Raw genomic sequence first — 18,372 nt, forward strand, 5'->3', positions numbered from 1 at the left:
ACGCAAAAAAGGGTTCAAGAATTTAGTTGACGACCTAACGATTCCGCGCTATTTATTTAAAAAAATTATTTGAATGTCTAATTTGAAATAATTTTTGAAATGCCTAAGAGCGAATAAAATAATGAAAAAAACGCCTTTTATCGCATGGTTGAATTCTCGGAGCAGTCATCGCTCCGTGTACCTGTCCAGTGTTGATTTTTTCTCCCTGCCTGCCTGCCTCGTGCGGAGGCTGCCATGAATCAGACCCTGGCTGCCCCGAACGTCTGGACCGACGGCAAACGCCACCTGTGGTGGCTCGGCATCATGCCCCTGGCAACCCCATTGCTCTCAGGCTCCCTGGCCATCACCACCGGTGTGCAACAGCTGTGGTGGGTTGGCGTACTGGTGATCTTCGGCCTGATCCCGCTGATCGACGGCCTGCTGGGTGAAGACGTCAGCAACCCGCCGGAATCCGCCGTCAGCAACCTCGAATCCCAAAGCTACTACCGCTGGATCGTCTACACCGGTGTGCTGTTTGTCATCTCCTCCGTGGTGATCACCGGGTGGCTGGCGGCAGGCGGCATCGACTGGATCATCAACGGCGGCCTGCTGCACGCCACCGCCACCCTGGACCCATCGAGCTGGCTGGCAAAGACCGCCGCATTCATCACGGCTCGCACCGAACTGCACGGCGAAGTCAGCTGGTTCACCTACCTGGGCATGGCGATGTCCACCGGCGCCGCCACCGGCATCGCCATCAACACCGCCCATGAACTGGGGCACAAACCGCGCCTGCTGGAAGTCGTCCTGGCCAAGATCACCCTGGCGCCGACCTTCTACGGGCACTTCTACACCGAACACAACCGTGGCCACCACGTGCGCGTCGCCACCCCGGAAGACCCGGCCAGCTCGCGGCTGGGGGAGAGCTTCTGGGCCTTCCTGCCACGCTCGGTGTGGTTCAGCGCCCGCTCGGCGTGGAACCTGGAGCGTGAACGCCTTCGCAAACTCGGCCTGCCGGCCTGGCACTGGAAGAACGGCGTACTCAGCGCCTGGATGTACAGCGTGGTGTTGTGGGGCGCGATGATTGCCTGGCTGGGGGCGGCAGTGATTCCGTTCCTGATCATCCAGGGCATCTACGGCTTCTCGCTGCTGGAAGTGGTGAACTACGTCGAACACTACGGTTTGAAGCGCCAGAAGTTGCCCAATGGTCGGTATGAACGTTGTTCACCCCGGCACTCGTGGAACAGCAACCGGATTGTCACCAACATCTTTCTGTTCCAACTGCAGCGTCATTCTGATCATCACGCCAACCCAACCAGAAGTTATCAGTCCCTGCGTCATTTTGATGAGTCGCCGCAACTGCCCTACGGTTATGCCAGCATGATTGTCTGGGCCTATGTACCGTACTTGTGGCGACGACGCATGGACCATCGGGTACTTAATCATTATGCCGGGGACATTACCCTGACCAACCTTCAACCTTCACAGCGTTTGAAGTACCTGGAGAAATACAGCAACACCACCAGTACCTTCTAACGAAAACAGTCAGTTGTAGGGCGTACTCGGGATCTGTGTATCGCGCAGGTTTTTATCGCCCCGGGATTATCGATTTCGAGTGCGACTTAGTTGCAAGAAAGTTTGTTTGACCCTAACAAAAATAAAATGAAGGGAAGGACGTACACCATGCAAAACCCTGCCAAGTTCACCACGCACATTGTATTGGCCGCCCTGGGCCTGATCGTTTACCACCAGGCCCAGGCTGCCCGTATCGAACCCGCCGGCAGTGCGTTTACTGCCCAGGGGCCCATCAGCTTTTCCAAGGGTGCGCTGATCAGCGCGGACTGCACCATCAAGGTCGCCGGCAAGGTGGCGGCGGATGGCTCGTCGGTGAATGTCGACAAAGTTGAATTCGACGGCGGCCTCAAGTGCAGCCGGGTAGAAGCGATCAACTTGCCGTGGGTATTGGTGGCTAAAGATACCAAGAGCGGTTCGATGTCGAAGATCGCCGTCGATGTGCATGCCTTTGGGTTGGGCGGTAAGTGCGGACCTTCTACGGCAGACGGAACCTGGGATAACGCCACCGGCAAGTTGGAAGCTGCCAATGTGCCGATCGGCGAAGACTGCAAAATTAAAGCGGTGTCGATCAAGATGCCGCCCAGTTTCAAAGTTGTTGAGTAACAGTTGGATGTTGTAGCGGTAATTGAATTGAAATTTGGCTGGAAAGGGAAGTTCTGCAGATTCACCGTGACCTCTCGATCATGGCCATTACCCCTGGCGAAATGACTCGCCATAACATGTGAGGAAAAAATAATGAAAAGCTTGAAAACCCTCGTTTGTGCAACTTCTTTCGCAGTGTGCTTCGGCGCAGCTTCCATGGCCAGCGCGGCTTCCATCTCCCCGGATGGTCCGTTCTCGACCAGCGCCGGCACCATCGTCGTGAAGTCGCCTTCGTCCTTCGGTGCCGCCGTGACCTGCGGCATCACCTTTACCGGCAACGTTAGCGGTGGCGTGGCCTCGATCAATGGCGCATCCCTGACCGGTGGCGGTCTGTGTGGCCTGCCAACGCTGACCAACCTGCCTTGGGTACTGACGGCTGCAACGGGTACCACCGGTAGCGTAACCAACGTCGGCTACAAGATCACCTCGATCCCGGCCACCAACTGCGGCCCAACCACCATCGCTGTGACCTGGACTCCAGGCAGCAAAACGCTTTCGGCAGCCAATCAGGCGCTCACCGGCAACTGCACCGTGGTTTCGCTGAGTGTTGTCGCCCCAACGCTGACCGTTAATCCGTAAGCGGGACTCCGTAAAGGGCTGATCACCCCGTTGAAAGACCGGTGCCTCGTGTGAGGCGCCGGTTGGGGAAACCACCGGCGGAGCCGGTTGGATACGGTATTTATTGTCTGGGGAACATGACAATGCAAAGCCTTGTGAAAACAGCACTCCTGGGTTCGATGTTAGCGGCTCTGGGCGTTGCCTCATCCATGGCGGTCGCGGCGGGTTTCAGCCCGCCGGGTCCGTTTAGCGGAACCAATGGCAGTGTTGTGTTGAAGCTGCCATCGACGTTTCAAGCTCCGATGACCTGTGGTCTGAGCCTGTCGGGAACGATTGATGCCAATGGCGTGGCGATCATCAGCAGTGCCGTGCCGGCAACCAACGGGCTCTGCCCCTTGCTTAAGGTAACCGGGCTGCCCTGGACCGTGAACCTGAGCAGTACGACGCAGGGAAGTCTGAATAACATCGGTTTTTCGATGGCCAAACTGGGAGTGCCCGGAGATTCAGTTTGTGGCCCAGTCAACGTTGTTGTCTCGTGGGACAACTCTACCCACGTGTTGAGCGCAACCAATCAAGCCATGAGTGGCTACTGCACTTTGGTGTCGTTGAACGCCACGCTGACCGGCTCGCTCACCACCAATCCCTGAATACCGATACACCGTTCCAGGACAGGCGTTCTTTGAAAGACGTTCTGTGGTTACACGACCCACCGGCAGGGGCCGGGTGTAAATAATAATAAGGAGTACCGCATGAACAATAAGAAACAACACGCTCACACGTTACTGGGACTGGCCCTGTTGGGGGGCTTGATGACCACAGGGCAAGCGCAGGCGGGTGGGTTCTCCACACCGACCTTCGGCGCGCCAGGATGGGGTCGTGCGTTTGGTGGTGGTTCACTGTTCAAAAATGACCCCAGTGCGGCGTACAACAACCCGGCAGCCATGGCCTTTATCGATTCAACCATCGCGCAGCAGACCGTTGACTATGCTCGGGTCAAGATCAAATACACCGGCCAGGCCTATGACTACGCGGGCAACCCGGTGACCAATACGCCCGTACTGGATGACCTGGGCAATACGGGCGACCCGGTCCTCAACACTAACAATGGCGGGCAAGGCGGTTTCACCGCTTGGCTGCCGACGGGCTTTCTGGTGATTCCCATGGGCGACCGTTTCGCCTTTGGTCTGAGCCAGGTCGTGCCACAGGGTATGAAAACCACCTGGAACGAAGACTCCAAACTGCGGGATTTCGCGGTCGATACCAAAATCGAGACCATCGGTCTGACGGGCTCCCTGTCGTTCAAGGTCAATGATCAGTTCTCGGTCGGTGGTGGTGCCATCGTCCAGCGCAGTCAAGGGTTCGTCAGCCAGAACATTGATTTGCTGGCCGCCGCGGATGTTTCTCCAGGACTTGGCGGCGCGGGGTTACCCACGGGGCTGGGGCATTCCTTGATGCGTGTGAAAGTCGATAACATCTCGGTGGGCTGGTTTGGTGGCGTGGTTTGGAAGCCGACGCTGCAAGACACACTTGGCTTGAACTATCACGCCAAGATCAAAAACAAGATGACCGGCAAATACAACATCTACACAGATGCCGTCGGCCGTAACGCGATGACCAATCCGATCGGTCCAAACGGCGAAACCCTGGTTGAAATCGCCTACCCTGGTCTCAAGCTGTTCCCGGACGGTGCCCACGCCAGTACCCAACTGGATATCCCGGCTACCGCTTCGGTTGACTGGGTTCACGAGTTCAACGACCGCTGGACGTTGGGGGTGAGTGCTACCTGGACTGAATGGTCTTCCTTCCAGGACCTGACGCTCAAGTCCCAAGGCACCACCATTGTTGCCATTCCCTACAACTACAAAAACGCCTGGATGACCTCGATTGGCGGCGACTACAAAGCCACCGATGAACTCACCCTGCGCGCCGGTGTGGCTTACGACCAGACACCTACCCGCAACTCTACCCGGGACCCGCGAATCCCGGACGGTGACCGTTACTTCCTGGCATTTGGTGCTGGTTATGACATCAAGGCTGTTCCTGGCCTGTCGGTGGATGCCGCGTACTCGCACCAGTTCGTGCAGAAGGTCAACCTGAAGACCAAGAACGTTGATCGTCTCGGTGCGGCGCAGTTGGACGGCGAGGCTGAATCCTCAGGGGATGTGGTCAGCTTGTCGGCAACCTATAAGTTCTAAGGTTGTCAACGGCAGTAGTGGAGAAGGGCAGCCAGCGCATCTTGCTGCCTTTCTTCAGGCTGTCGTCTATTGATGGGTCGCCCTGGCGACCGATTTCGATTCCTTCCACTTAACCTGCAAGGCTGGCTCCGTTCAGCCGTTGTTTTTTTCGTCCAAGCATTAAATAAAAATTTCAAAACAAAATTTGAATTTATCTTTTCAAGTTTGTAGTGTGGCTTTACGTCACAGGTCATTGCGACCTGCTTGCGCATCAGCCGTACCCTGAATTGAGTAGAGGTATCCCCATGGTTATCTGGTTATTGGCAGGACTCGCAGCAGCGACTGCCCTGGCGTATCGACAAGCCGCTGCCACCCTTTGGCTGGGTGCCGGCCTGGTCTGGCTGGCGGTCGGTTACCTGTTCAACGTGGTGGCCGGTTTCGGCGCCGGTGTGGTGGCGGTGCTGGTGGTGTTGCCCGCGTTGCTGCTGACCATCAAACCCCTGCGCCGCACCCTGTTGACCAGCAAGGCCCTGGGCCTTTTTCGCAGCATCATGCCGGCGATGTCCGACACCGAGCGCGCCGCCATCGAGTCCGGCACTGTGTGGTGGGACGCCGAGCTGTTCAGCGGCAAACCGCGCTGGGAGCGCTTGCTGCAAGCCGCACCGGCCAGCCTCAGCGTCGAAGAACAGGCGTTCCTCGACAACGAAGTCGAGACCCTGTGCGACATGTCCAACGACTGGGAAACCACTCAAATCTGGCAAGACATGTCCCCCGAGGGCTGGCAGTACACCAAGGATGCCGGTTTCCTCGGCATGATCATTCCCAAGCAATACGGCGGCAAAGGTTTCTCCCACTACGCGCATTCGCAGGTGGTGATGAAACTTTCCACCCGTTGCTCGGCGGCGGCGATTTCGGTGATGGTGCCCAACTCCCTGGGCCCGGCGGAACTGCTGCTGCACTACGGCACCGACGCCCAGCGCAACTACTACCTGCCACGCCTGGCCCGTGGCGAAGACATTCCGTGCTTTGCCCTCACCAGCCCGTATGCCGGCTCCGACGCGGGGGCGATTCCCGACCTGGGCATCGTCTGCAAAGGCCTGCATGAAGGCGAGGAAGTGCTGGGTTTCCGCGTGACCTGGGACAAGCGCTACATCACCCTCGGGCCGATCGCCACGGTGCTTGGCCTGGCCTTCCGCGCCGAAGACCCGGACGGCCTGCTGGGCCAGCCCGGTTCCCTGGGCATCACTTGTGCGTTGATCCCCACCAGCCACCCAGGGGTGAACAGCGGCCGGCGTCACTGGCCACTCAACGCCGTGTTCCAGAACGGTCCCACCACCGGCAAGGATGTATTCATCCCACTGGAATGGGTGATCGGTGGCCGCGAGCAAGTCGGCAACGGCTGGCGCATGTTGATGGAATGCCTGGCCGCCGGCCGGGCAATTTCCCTGCCGTCGGCCAACGTCGGCCTGGGCAAGGTGGCCGTGCGCGGCACCACGGCTTACGCGGCGATGCGCAAGCAATTCGGCCTGCCCATCGGCAAGTTCGAAGGCGTGCAGGCGCCATTGGCGCGCATGGCCGGGCATCTGTATGCCTGCGATGCGGTGCGCAAGGTCTCTGTGGCGTCACTGGATGCCGGTGAAAAGCCCTCGGTGATCTCGGCCATCGCCAAGTACCACGTCACCGAACGTGCACGCATCATCGTCAACGACGGCATGGACATCGTGGCCGGCAAGGGCATCTGCATGGGCCCCAACAACTTCCTCGCCCGGGCCTACCAGCAAAGCCCCATCGCCATCACGGTGGAGGGCGCGAACATCATGACCCGCTGCCTGATCATCTACGGCCAGGGCCTGATCCGTTGCCATCCCTATGTGTTCCGCGAGATGGAAGCGGCGCGCAACACCGACCGGCGCAAGGCCCTGGTGGATTTCGACAGCGCGATGTTCGGTCACCTGAGTTTTGTATTGGCCAATACCGTACGCGCCGCGGTGCATTCGCTGACAGGCGGGCGGCTGATTTCGGTGCCGGGCAAGACCGACCCGGCGCTGGCGTCCTACTACCGCCAGGCCAATCGGCTGTCGGTGGTGCTGGCGTTGATCTCGGACATTTCCATGGGCGTGCTGGGCGGTGCCCTCAAGCGCAAGGAAAGCATCACGGGGCGGCTGGGGGACATTCTGTCCCAGCTGTACATCCTGTCCTGCGTGCTCAAGCGCTTCGAGGATGATGGCCGGCCACAGGCGGATTTGCCGCTGGTGCATTGGGCGGCCCAGGACGCGTTGCTGCGCGCCCATGAAGCCCTGGCTGAAGTGCTCGATAACTATCCGTCGAAAGCCGCGTCCGCCGTGGTGCGTGGCTTGACGTTCCCGTTCGGAATCCCGCAACGCAAACCGTCGGATCGCCTGTTGGCGCAAGTGGCGGAGCTGGTGCAGGTGCCGGGGGAAACCCGTGACCGCTTGCTGGGCAACTCCTACATTCCGCGGCCGGAAATCGACAAGCTGGCTTATGGCGAACTGGGTTTGCGCCTGCTGCCCCAGGTGGAGTTGATCGAGGCGCGGCTCAAGGGTGCGGTCAAGCAAGGCCTGATCGATCCGATGCCGATTTCCGGCGCCGCGTTCACCCCATGGCGGGTCAAGGCGCGGGCGCTGGACCTGATCACAGACGACGAAGACAGCCTGCTGGCGCGCTATGTGGAATACGGCGATCACGCGATCCAGGTGGACGACTTCCCGCAGGACTTCGGTTTGCTGGAAGCCCTGCAGCAGCGCCAGCAGGCGTTGGAACAGGCCGCCAAACCGAGCGCAAAGCGCCGCGCCAGCCAAGGCGAAAACGCGCCGGTCAACTGACTGGAACTGGAGGAACACGGTCAATGTGGGAGCTGGCTTGCCTGCGATGCAGACGCCGCGGTGTATCCGTTACACCGAGGCGATGCCATCGCCGGCAAGCCAGCTCCTACAGAGGTCGGGTTTCCATGGCAACACCGTGTTGTGAGTGAATTTACCCATGAGTGACAGCTACCTTTCTTTCGTTAACTCCCCCTGGGGCGCCTGGCTGGCCCGCACCGCCGGGCTGCCCCAACCCCTGGCACTGCAACGCCACCGCAGCGGCCAGCAAGGCCTGGCCAACCCGGTGATCGTCGCCGGGGCAGGGCGCCTGACTGCTGAAATCCAGCGGATCTTCACCGCCACCGACACCGTGAGCGCCACTGCCGCAACCCTCAAGGCACCCTCCACGGTCAAGGTCCAGGGCGCCGCGTTCGACGCCAGCGCCATCGCCGACCTCAAGCAACTGGACGAGCTCTACGCCTTCTTCCACGCCAACGCCAAGCGCCTCGGGCAGCACGCACGGGTGGTGGTGCTCGGCACCGCGCCGGAGTTGTGCAAGGACTTGCCGCAAGCCATCGCCCAACGCGCCCTTGAAGGGCTGGTACGCTCACTGGCCAAGGAGCTGCGCCGGGCGATCACCGTGCAGTTGATCTACGTCGCACCGGGCGCCGAGGGCGCGCTGGAAAGCAGCCTGCGGTTCTTCCTGTCGCGGCGCTCGGCCTACGTCTCGGGGCAAGTGGTACGTCTGGAAAAACCGGTGGACAGCCAAGCCGAGATCAACTGGGACCAACCCTTCAGCGGTCGCCGCGCCCTGGTCACCGGCGCTTCCCGTGGCATCGGCCTGGCGATCGCCCAAGTGTTGGCCCGCGACGGTGCGCAAGTAGTCTGCGTGGATGTGCCCCAGGCCCAGGAATCCTTGCAACAGGCCGCCAGCAGTGTCGGTGGCACCGCGCTGGCGCTGGACATTACCGCCACCGATGCCGCGCAGCAGTTGCAGGCCCATGTCAGCCAACACGGCGCGTTCGACGTGGTGGTGCACAACGCCGGGATCACCCGCGACAAGACCATCGCCAAGATGACTGAAGCGGCTTGGCGCAGCGTATTGGCGGTCAACCTGGAAGCACCGCTGCACCTGAGCACCGCGCTGCTGCAAAGCCAGGGCCTGAATCCGGGCGGGCGGATCGTGTGTGTCTCGTCGATTTCCGGCATTGCCGGCAACCTCGGGCAAAGCAACTACGCCACCTCCAAGGCCGGGGTGATCGGCCTGGTGCAAGGCCTGGCACCGCAAGCAGCGGCGCAGCAAGTGACGGTGAATGCCGTGGCGCCCGGTTTTATCGAAACCCAGATGACCGCGAAAATCCCGCTGATGATCCGCGAAGCGGGGCGACGGATGAATTCCATGTCCCAGGGCGGCCAGCCCATCGACGTGGCGGAAACCATCGCCTGGCTGGCGCATCCGGCCTCCGGCGGGGTCAACGGCCAGGTGGTGCGGGTCTGCGGCCAAAGCCTGTTGGGAGCCTGAACATGGACTATGTGACGCAGATTATTGACCCGCCGCCCTCGCGCTCGCGCCTGCTGCTGGACGGCGTATTGGCAATGCGCAAACCCAAGGTGGACGGTGCACCGACGCTGCCGAAAGAACGCCTGGTGCGTTCGGCGGTTGAGCTGTCTGCCCAGGGCATCGCGGCCTATGGTCGGGCCTGTGGTTTTCGCCGCGAGCAAGGCGTGCCGCTGTCCTATCCCCATGTGCTGGCGTTCCCGTTGCACCTGATGCTGCTGACCCGCCCGAGCTTCCCGTACCCGGCCAGCGGCATGGTGCATCTGGCCAATCGCATCCGTCAGCATCGACGCCTGGAGGAGGGCCAGGCCCTGCGCCTGGAGGTGTATTGCGAGCGCTGGGTCGCCCATCCCAAGGGCCAGGCCCTGAGCATCGCCACCCGGGCCTACAGCGCCGGCACCCTGGTGTGGGAGAGCGACAGCCTGTATTTGCGCCGTGACGTAGACGCCCCGGTCGGTGAGCCCTGGGACGACGTGCTGCCGTTGCAGGAAGAGGGTTTGCTGCGCACCCAGCGCTGGGTGCTACCGGCGGATCTGGGGCGACGGTTTGCCAAAGTCTCGGGGGATTTCAACCCGATTCACACCTCGATAATCGGCGCCAGACTGTTCGGTTTTCGTCGCGCCATCGCCCACGGCATGTGGACCCTGGGCCGCGCCCTTGCCGCCCAGCAACCGCCCGGTGGACTGGACCAGGCCGAGGCCCATTGCGACTTCAAATTGCCGATCTTCCTGCCCGGCCAGGTCGCCCTGTGGAATGCCCCGCCGACCGGCCCGCGCCGTGAGTTTGAAGTGCGCAATTTCGCCGGTGACAAACCCCATATGCGTGGGCTGTTTATCTGGAAAGAGAGCCATTGATGAGTGACTACAGTTTCAACCCGGCCCCCACCCGTCGTGTGGCGATAATCGGCGGCAACCGTATTCCGTTCGCCCGCTCCAACACCGTGTACGCCCATGACAGCAATCAGGATTTGCTGGTCGCCGCCCTGCAAGGCCTGGTGGACCGCTACAACCTTCACGGCCTGCGCCTGGGGGAGTTCGCCGCCGGTGCGGTGATCAAGCATTCCCGGGATTTCAACCTGGCCCGGGAAAGCGTGCTGTCCACCACGCTGTCGCCCGAAACCCCGGCCTACGACCTGCAACAAGCCTGCGGCACCGGCCTGGAAGCGGCGTTGCTGGTGGCGAATAAAATCGCCCTCGGGCAGATTGAAGTGGGCATTGCCGGCGGCTCCGACACCACCTCCGACGCACCCATCGGCATCAACGAATCCCTGCGCCGCACCTTGCTTTCAGCCAACCGCGCCAAGGGCTCCGGCGCCAAGCTGAAGGCCTTGATGGACGTGCGCCCGTCGATGTTTTTCAAGCCGCTGCTGCCGCGCAATGGCGAGCCGCGCACCGGCCTGTCCATGGGCGAACACTGCGAAGAAATGGCCAAGCGCTGGCAGATCAAGCGCCTGGCCCAGGACGAGTTGACCCTCACCAGCCACCAGCGGCTGGACGCCGCGTACAAGCAGGGGTTCTTCGACGATTTGATCAGCCCGTATCGCGGCCTGGCCCGGGACAACAACCTGCGGGCCGACGCCAGCCTGGAGAAACTCGCCGGCCTGTCCCCGGCCTACGACCGCCAGAATGGCACGCTCACTGCTGGTAACTCCACGCCCCTGACTGACGGCGCCTCGGTGGTACTGCTGGCCAGCGAGGACTGGGCCGCCGAACGCGGCTTGCCGGTGTTGGCGTACCTGCGAACCGGCGAAACCGCGGCGGTGAACTTCGTCGACGGCACCGAAGGCCTGCTGATGGCCCCGGCCTATGCGGTGCCGCGCATGCTCAAGCGCGAAGGCCTGACGTTTGCCGACTTCGATCTGTTCGAGATCCACGAGGCCTTCGCGGCCCAGGTGCTGTGCACCCTCAAGGCCTGGGAAGACCCGCAGTACTGCCGCGACCGCCTGGGCCTCGACGCGCCGCTGGGCAGCATCGACCGCGCCAAAATGAACGTCAACGGCGGCTCCCTCGGCTGCGGTCATCCGTTCGCCGCCACCGGTGGCCGGCAACTGGCGGCATTGGCCAAGGCGATCCATCAGCGCGGCGGCGGGCGTGGCTTGATTTCGATCTGCGCGGCGGGCGGGCTGGGCATTACCGCCATCGTCGAAAAGTAGTTCCCACCATAAAAACAACAAGGAGACTGCCATGAACGCTGTAAGCCTGGAACAGACCGAACGCCTCTGGTTGAACGCTTACCTGCCCGGCGTGCCGGCAGACATCGACGCCGGCATCGAGGCCTACCCGTCGCTGCGCGAGGTGTTCCTGGAGCACCTGCGCAAGTTTCGCGACCGCGTGGCCTACGTCAGCATCGGCACCGAAATGACCTACGCCGACTGGGAGGTGCAGGGCATCGCCTTCGCCGCGTGGCTGCAAGCCCAGGGCGTGAAGAAGGGCGACCGGGTGGCGCTGATGATGCCCAACTGCTTGCAATACCCGATCTGCCTGCTGGGCACGATCCTGGCGGGCGCGGTGGTGGTCAACGTCAACCCGCTCTACACCGCCCGGGAGTTGCAGCACCTGCTCAAGGACAGCGAAGCAGAGACCATCGTGATCTTCGAAAACTTCGCCCATACCCTTGAGAAGGTGGTCGCTGCCAGCACCGTCAAGCGCGTGGTGATTGCCGCCATCGGCGACCTACTGGGCACCTTCAAGGGTGCGGCGATGAACTTCATCCTGCGCAGCGTGCAGAAGCAGGTGCCACGCTTCAACTTGCCAGGCGCGGTGCGCTTCAACCAGGTGTTGAAACAGGGACGCGGGCAGGCCCATCTGGCGGTGCCGATGAACCGCGAAGACCTGGCCTTCCTGCAATACACCGGCGGCACCACCGGCGATGCCAAGGGCGTGATGCTCAGCCATCGCAATATCATCGCCAACCTGTTGCAGGCCAAGGCGTGGGTGGGTGACCAGTTGGACCAGAACCAGCAGGAAACCAATGTTACCTTACTGCCGCTGTACCACATCTTTTCCCTCACGGTGAACTGCCTGATGTTCATGTGCTTGGGCGGGCGCAACATCCTGATCGCCAACCCACGGGACGTGAAACGGGTGCAGATGATCCTGCGCAAGGAGCGATTCAACGGGATTGCCGGGGTGAATACGCTGTTCAACGGTTTGCTGGAAAACAAAGAGTTCTGCGCCCGGGATTTCTCCGACCTGCGCATGGTGATCGCCGGCGGCATGGCCACCCACACCGCCGTGGCCAAGCGCTGGAAGGAAGTCACCGGCTTGCCGATCATCGAAGGCTACGGCCTCACCGAGTGTTCGCCGGTGGTGAGCATCAGCCCCATCGACATCTCAAGGATGCGCGAGATGGAATTCACCGGCAGCATCGGCGTGCCGCTGCCGTCGACCTGGGTGCGGTTTATCCGTGAGGACGGTGAGCTGGCGGAGCTGGGGGAGCAGGGCGAGCTGCAAGTGCGCGGGCCGCAGGTGATGCAGGGCTACTGGAGGCGCCCGGCGGAAACGGCCGAGGTGCTGGATGCCGAAGGCTGGCTGTCGACCGGGGATATCGGGGTGATGAATGAGCAGGGCTTCATTCGCCTGGTGGACCGCAAGAAGGACATGATCCTGGTGTCCGGCTTCAACGTGTACCCCAACGAGATCGAAGACGTGGTGGCGCTGCATCCAGGCGTTGGGGAAGTGGCGGCGATTGGGGTTGAGGATGGCGTGACCGGCGAGCGGGTGAAAATCATCGTGGTGCGCAAGGATCCGGGTTTGACCCAGGAGCAGATTCTGGCCCACTGCCGGGAATATTTGACGGGGTACAAGGTGCCGCGGTTTGTGGAGTTTCGTACCGAGGAATTGCCCAAGACGACGGTGGGCAAGGTGCTGCGAAGGGCCCTGCGCTAATCCCGAAATGCATAGCACCCCTGTGGCGAGGGAGCTTGCTCCCGCAGGAGTGCGCAGCGCTCCCGCTTTTTTTGGGTCTGCTGCGCAGCCCAGCGGGAGCAAGCTCCCTCGCCACAGGGTTCAGCGTTTTGCGCTTATTCAGTCGTCGAATCCCACCTGCTCATGAATCTCATCGACCTTCAATTCCAGCCGATACGCCACGGCAATAAACAACGCCTGGCACAGGCACAGCGTCGCACTCAGTGACCTGAACGCAAACGACGACCCTTCATTCACCAGCAACACCGTGCTTGCCCGCTTGGCCAGGGGCGACAGGTTGCTGTCGGTGATGATCAGCGTCTTGGCCTGATGATGCTGGGCAATCCGCAGGCAGTGCTGGGTTTCCTTGCCATAGGGCGTAAAGCTGATGGCAATCACCAGGTCGTTGGCCCGCACACTGCGCATCTGCTCGCGATAGCTGCCGCCCAACCCCGAGACCAGGTGAATGCGTTTGTTGGTGTGCTGCAGGTTGTACACCAGGTAATCCGCCACGGCGAACGAGCGGCGCACGCCCACCACGTAGATATTGTCGGCATTCACTACCAGGTCTACGGCCTTGTCGAAGGCGGCGTCATCCAGCTCCAGCCCCAGGCGCTCGATGCCGGACAGGGTGGCATTCACGCATTCACGCGCCAGGTCGCCGCCGCTGGCTTTCTGCGACTTGTTGGCGATCATGCTGCGGATGCGCTGCTGGTAGTTCTGCACCGGCGTGGTCTTGTGGGTGTAGGCCTCGCGGAACAACGCCTGCATCTCACTGAAGCCACTGAAACCGAAACGCTGGGAAAACCGCACGATGGCCGACGGGTGCACTTCGCATTCACGGGCGATGTCGCTGATGCGGTCGACCATGATCCGGTCGCTCTGCTGGCTCATGTAGCTGGCGATGCGCTTGAGCTGGCGCGGCAGGCTCTCGTACTCATCGGTGATCAGCTGCAACAGCCGCTCGGCGTTGATCGGCGGGCTGGCGAGTGCGTCTTCCGGGGCGCTCTGGGACATAGGGAATCCTTCTGGCTTGTTCTTATAGGGCGCGTTGGAGCGCCCCTGACAATAAGTCGATGTGCGCAAGTCTACAGGGTAGGCGCAAAAAAATACCTCGGCATCCCGCCCCACGGTACAGCTGAAACGTTGCACCGTGGCTGGAACACGTCGATGGTGGCGTATTGGAAAATATATTCCACAAAAAATATTTATAGAATAAATATTGATTGGCGTCGCCAGACGTTCTAGTCTGCTTGCACCAAGAGCGTGTGCCGCCACCACGACGGCACACGCAGGCTGATAAAAATAACAGGAGCCAGCATGGGCCAGACTCGTTTTGCCAGTGGGCGTCAATTGGATCTGATTTGCCTGGGACGCCTGGGCGTCGACCTTTACGCACAACAAGTGGGTGCACGGCTGGAGGATGTCTCAAGCTTCGCCAAGTACCTCGGCGGTTCCTCCGCCAACATCGCCTTCGGTACTGCACGACTGGGCTTGCGGTCGGCCATGTTGAGCCGGGTGGGGGACGACCATATGGGGCGTTTCCTGCTGGAATCCCTGGCCCGCGAAGGCTGCGATGTCAGCGGTATCAAGGTCGACCCGGAACGCCTTACCGCCATGGTGCTGCTGGGCCTCAAGGACCGCGAAACCTTCCCGCTGGTGTTCTACCGCGAGAACTGCGCCGACATGGCCCTGCGCGCCGAAGACATCAGCGAAGCGTTCATTGCTTCCAGCAAGGCGCTGCTGATTACCGGCACTCACTTCTCCACCGACGGCGTGTACAAGGCCAGCATCCAGTCCCTGGACTACGCCGAGAAGCACAACGTAAAGCGCGTGCTCGACATCGACTACCGCCCGGTGCTCTGGGGCCTGGCCGGCAAGGCCGACGGTGAAACCCGGTTTGTGGCCGACCAGAATGTCAGCCAGCACGTGCAAAAAATCCTCCCGCGTTTTGACCTGATCGTCGGCACCGAAGAAGAATTCCTGATTGCCGGCGGCAGCGAAGATCTGCTGACCGCGCTGCGCACGGTGCGCGGCCTCACGCCGGCCACCCTGGTGGTCAAGCTTGGCCCGCAGGGTTGCACGGTGATCCACGGCGACATCCCGGCGCGCCTCGAAGACGGCGCGATCTACCCCGGTGTGCGGGTGGAAGTGCTCAACGTGTTGGGCGCCGGTGATGCCTTCATGTCCGGCTTCCTCAGTGGCTGGCTGATCGATGCCAGCGACGAGCGCTGCTGCCAGTTGGCCAATGCCTGCGGCGGCCTGGTGGTGTCCCGCCATGCTTGCGCACCGGCGATGCCGACCCGTGCCGAACTCGATTACCTGTTCAACAGTCCGGTGCCGATTACCCGCCCGGACCAAGACGCGGTGCTGCAACGCCTGCACCAGGTCAGCGTGCCGCGCAAAACCTGGAAGCAGCTGTTTGTATTCGCCTTCGACCACCGCTGGCAACTGGTGGAGCTGGCGCAAAAGGGCGGCCAGGACCCGGCGCGCATCAGCGCCCTCAAGCAACTGTTCATCCAGGCCGTGGAACGGGTAGAAAGCAAACTGGCGGAGCAGGGCGTCGAGGCCGACGTCGGAATCCTGGCCGACCAACGCTTCGGCCAGGACGCGCTGAACGCCGCCACCGGTCGCGGCTGGTGGATCGCCCGCCCGGTGGAAGTCCAGAACTCCCGGCCACTGGCCTTTGAACACGGCCGCTCGGTGGGCAGCAACCTGATTGCCTGGCCCCGTGAGCAGATCATCAAGTGCCTGGTGCAATACCACCCCGACGACGAACCGCTGCTGCGCCTGGAACAGGAAGCGCAACTCAAGAGCCTGTACCAGGCCTCCCTGGTCAGCGGCCACGAACTGTTGCTGGAAATCGTGCCGCCCAAGGATCATCCGTCTACTTATCCCGACGTGCTCTATCGCAGCCTCAAGCGCCTGTACAACCTGGGCATCTACCCGGCGTGGTGGAAGATCGAAGCGCAGTCGGCCGAAGACTGGAAGAAGCTCGATGAATTGATCCAGGAACGCGATCCCTACTGCCGAGGCGTGGTGCTGCTGGGCCTGAATGCTTCTGCCGAATGCCTGGCCGATGGCTTTCGGCAAGCCAGCCAGAGCCAGACCTGCCGTGGTTTCGCCGTGGGCCGCACGATCTTCCAGGAGCCCAGCCGAGCGTGGCTGGCAGGGGAGATCGACGATGAGGGGTTGATTCAACAGGCCCAGGGCATCTTTGAACAATTGATCAGTGCCTGGCGCAGCGCCCGAAGTTAAGCGCCGCTCATTGAATTGGAATGCAATCAAAGGTGGGAGCTGGTTTATGTGGGAGCTGGGCTTGCCCGCGATAGGATCCACTCGGTCTATCTGAAGCACCGAGGTGTCTGCATCGCAGGCAAGCCAGCTCCCACACAAGCTGGCTTCCACATAAAGCAGATCTCAGGCAACTCTGAAAAACAATAAAAGGTGCAGCCATGCCCGCTATCCGAATTGGCATCAACCCGATCTCCTGGAGCAACGACGACCTGCCGGCCCTGGGCGGCGAAACGCCGTTGAGCACCGCCCTCAGCGAAGGCAAGGACATCGGCTACGAAGGTTTCGAACTCAACGGCAAATTCCCCAAGGACGCCAAGGGCGTGGGCGATGTGTTGCGCCCGTATGACCTGGCGCTGGTCTCCGGCTGGTACTCCAGCCGCCTGGCCCGGCGCTCGGTGGCGGAAGAAATCGAGGCCATCGCCAGCCACGTCGAACTGCTGCGGGAAAACGGCGCCACAGTGTTGGTGTACGGCGAAGTCGCCGACTCGATCCAGGGTTCGCCGGTACGCCTGATGGAACGCCCGCGTTTCCACAGCGAACAGGCCTGGCAGGAGTACGCCGACAAGCTCACCGAACTGGCGCGTTTCACCCTGTCCCAGGGCGTGCGCCTGGCGTACCACCACCACATGGGCGCCTACGTCGAATCCCCGGAAGACATCGACCAACTGATGCGCCGCACCGGCCCGGAAGTCGGCCTGCTGTTTGACTCGGGCCATTGCTACATGGGTGGCGGCGAGCCCCTCGATGTCCTGCGCAAACACATCGACCGCATCTGCCACGTGCACTTCAAGGACGTACGCAAACCGGTGGTGCAACTGGCGCGCAACCAGATGTGGAGCTTCCCGGACTGCATCGTCAACGGCACCTTCACCGTGCCCGGCGACGGTGATATCGACTTCGCCGCACTGCTGGACGTGCTGCTGGCCGCCCACTACCACGGCTGGCTGGTGGTGGAGGCCGAGCAGGATCCCGCCGTGGCGCCGAGCTATATCTACGCGAAAAAAGGCTACGACACGCTGCGCGCACTTCTGAGTGAGAGGACCGGACAATGAGCCTGTTGGTCAAAAGCAGCAAACGCGGGCAGACCATGGTCGCCCTGGAAGAAGGGCGCCTAAAATACGTGGGCTTCGCCGCCTACCGCCTGAGCCTGGGTGAAACCCTGCCCGTCACCGCCGGTGATAAAGAACTGTGCCTGGTGCTGCTCAGCGGCCGGGTAACTATTCAGGGCGAAGGCTTCAACTGGGAAAACCTCGGTGATCGCCACTCGGTGTTCGAAGACAAATCCCCGTTCGCCGCCTACCTGCCGCCGGGCACCGACGCCCAGGTCACCGCCCTGAGCGACGTGCAAATCGCCGTCTGCGCCGCTCCCGGCTCCACCGAAGCCGGCCTGGCCCCACGCCTGATCCGCCCCGAACAATGCAAACGCAGCGTACGCGGCAAGGGCGCCAACACCCGCTACGTGTGCGACATCCTGCCCGACAGCGAGCCCGCCCATTCGCTGCTGGTGGTGGAGGTGCGCACGCCGTCCGGTCACTCGTCGAGCTACCCGCCCCACAAGCACGACACCGACGATCTGCCGCACCAGAGCTTTCTCGAAGAAACCTACTACCACCAGATCAACCCGCCCCAGGGCTTCGTGTTCCAGCGCGTCTACACCGACGACCGCAGCATCGACCAGGCCATGGCAGTGGAAAACAGCGACCTGGTGGTGGTGCCCAAGGGGTATCACCCGGTCAGCGTGCCGTATGGCTACGAGTCCTACTACCTGAACGTGATGGCCGGCCCCAAGCGCGCCTGGCATTTCCATAACGACCCGCAGCACAGCTGGCTGCTGGATCTTTAAAGCACTTTCGACGGAGAAC

General features: G+C 61.7%; 14 protein-coding genes. 13 read left to right on the plus strand and 1 reads right to left on the minus strand.

From position 1 onward, the window contains the following. The first annotated feature begins 234 nt into the window (after positions 1–234). The 10 genes from HX875_RS19170 (at position 235) to HX875_RS19215 (ending at position 13,195) form a co-directional block, all read left to right on the plus strand. Complete coding sequence (locus HX875_RS19170; RefSeq protein WP_177044650.1) at positions 235–1,515, plus strand: alkane 1-monooxygenase; 1,281 nt, start codon at positions 235–237, stop codon at positions 1,513–1,515. Positions 1,516–1,662: 147 nt separating this feature from the next. Further along, positions 1,663–2,157, plus strand: a complete 495-nt coding sequence (praA, locus tag HX875_RS19175; RefSeq protein ID WP_177044652.1) for an alkane oxidation protein activator PraA — start codon at positions 1,663–1,665, stop codon at positions 2,155–2,157. A gap of 132 nt (positions 2,158–2,289) precedes the next feature. Then, positions 2,290–2,775, plus strand: coding sequence for an alkane oxidation protein activator PraB (praB, locus tag HX875_RS19180; protein ID WP_177044654.1), 486 nt, complete (start codon positions 2,290–2,292; stop codon positions 2,773–2,775). A gap of 122 nt (positions 2,776–2,897) precedes the next feature. Then, positions 2,898–3,401 carry an alkane oxidation protein activator PraB gene (gene praB, locus HX875_RS19185; protein ID WP_177044656.1) on the plus strand — a complete coding sequence of 168 codons (504 nt, stop codon included), beginning with the start codon at positions 2,898–2,900 and terminating at the stop codon, positions 3,399–3,401. A gap of 102 nt (positions 3,402–3,503) precedes the next feature. Then, a complete protein-coding gene (locus tag HX875_RS19190) occupies positions 3,504–4,949 on the plus strand; it encodes an outer membrane protein transport protein (RefSeq protein WP_177044658.1) in 1,446 nt (481 codons plus the stop codon). 284 nt (positions 4,950–5,233) lie between these two features. Then, a complete protein-coding gene (locus HX875_RS19195) occupies positions 5,234–7,771 on the plus strand; it encodes an acyl-CoA dehydrogenase (protein WP_177044660.1) in 2,538 nt (845 codons plus the stop codon). 157 nt (positions 7,772–7,928) lie between these two features. After that, positions 7,929–9,272 (plus strand): 3-oxoacyl-ACP reductase, encoded by a 1,344-nt coding sequence (locus HX875_RS19200; protein ID WP_177044662.1) that lies wholly within the window; start codon positions 7,929–7,931, stop codon positions 9,270–9,272. Between the two features lie 2 nt (positions 9,273–9,274). Beyond that, positions 9,275–10,162 carry a MaoC/PaaZ C-terminal domain-containing protein gene (locus HX875_RS19205; RefSeq protein ID WP_177044664.1) on the plus strand — a complete coding sequence of 296 codons (888 nt, stop codon included), beginning with the start codon at positions 9,275–9,277 and terminating at the stop codon, positions 10,160–10,162. Further along, the gene (locus HX875_RS19210; RefSeq protein ID WP_177044666.1) at positions 10,162–11,460 is read left to right on the plus strand and encodes an acetyl-CoA C-acetyltransferase; all 1,299 of its coding nucleotides are present in this window, start codon (positions 10,162–10,164) and stop codon (positions 11,458–11,460) included. The genes HX875_RS19205 and HX875_RS19210 overlap by 1 nt, the downstream gene beginning before the upstream one ends. A 31-nt stretch (positions 11,461–11,491) precedes the next feature. Beyond that, a complete protein-coding gene (locus HX875_RS19215; RefSeq protein ID WP_177044668.1) occupies positions 11,492–13,195 on the plus strand; it encodes an AMP-binding protein in 1,704 nt (567 codons plus the stop codon). A gap of 138 nt (positions 13,196–13,333) precedes the next feature. On the opposite strand, the gene HX875_RS19220 is transcribed toward HX875_RS19215, so the two are convergent. After that, positions 13,334–14,230 carry a MurR/RpiR family transcriptional regulator gene (locus HX875_RS19220; RefSeq protein WP_177044670.1) on the minus strand — a complete coding sequence of 299 codons (897 nt, stop codon included), beginning with the start codon at positions 14,228–14,230 and terminating at the stop codon, positions 13,334–13,336. Positions 14,231–14,533: 303 nt separating this feature from the next. Here HX875_RS19220 and HX875_RS19225 point away from each other — a divergent pair, with 303 nt between their 5' ends. From HX875_RS19225 to iolB, 3 genes are all read left to right on the plus strand, one after another. After that, on the plus strand, positions 14,534–16,471 hold the full coding sequence (locus tag HX875_RS19225) for a bifunctional 5-dehydro-2-deoxygluconokinase/5-dehydro-2-deoxyphosphogluconate aldolase (RefSeq protein WP_177044671.1): 1,938 nt from the start codon (positions 14,534–14,536) through the stop codon (positions 16,469–16,471). 197 nt (positions 16,472–16,668) lie between these two features. Continuing rightward, positions 16,669–17,562 carry a myo-inosose-2 dehydratase gene (gene iolE / locus HX875_RS19230; RefSeq protein ID WP_177044673.1) on the plus strand — a complete coding sequence of 298 codons (894 nt, stop codon included), beginning with the start codon at positions 16,669–16,671 and terminating at the stop codon, positions 17,560–17,562. Beyond that, entirely contained in the window at positions 17,559–18,353 is a 795-nt protein-coding gene (gene iolB / locus HX875_RS19235) for a 5-deoxy-glucuronate isomerase (protein WP_177044675.1), read from the plus strand. The genes iolE and iolB overlap by 4 nt, the downstream gene beginning before the upstream one ends. The last annotated feature ends 19 nt before the right edge of the window (positions 18,354–18,372 follow it).

It is taken from the genome of Pseudomonas yamanorum, from assembly GCF_013386765.1.
In the GTDB taxonomy this organism is placed as follows: Bacteria; Pseudomonadota; Gammaproteobacteria; order Pseudomonadales; family Pseudomonadaceae; genus Aquipseudomonas; species Aquipseudomonas yamanorum_A.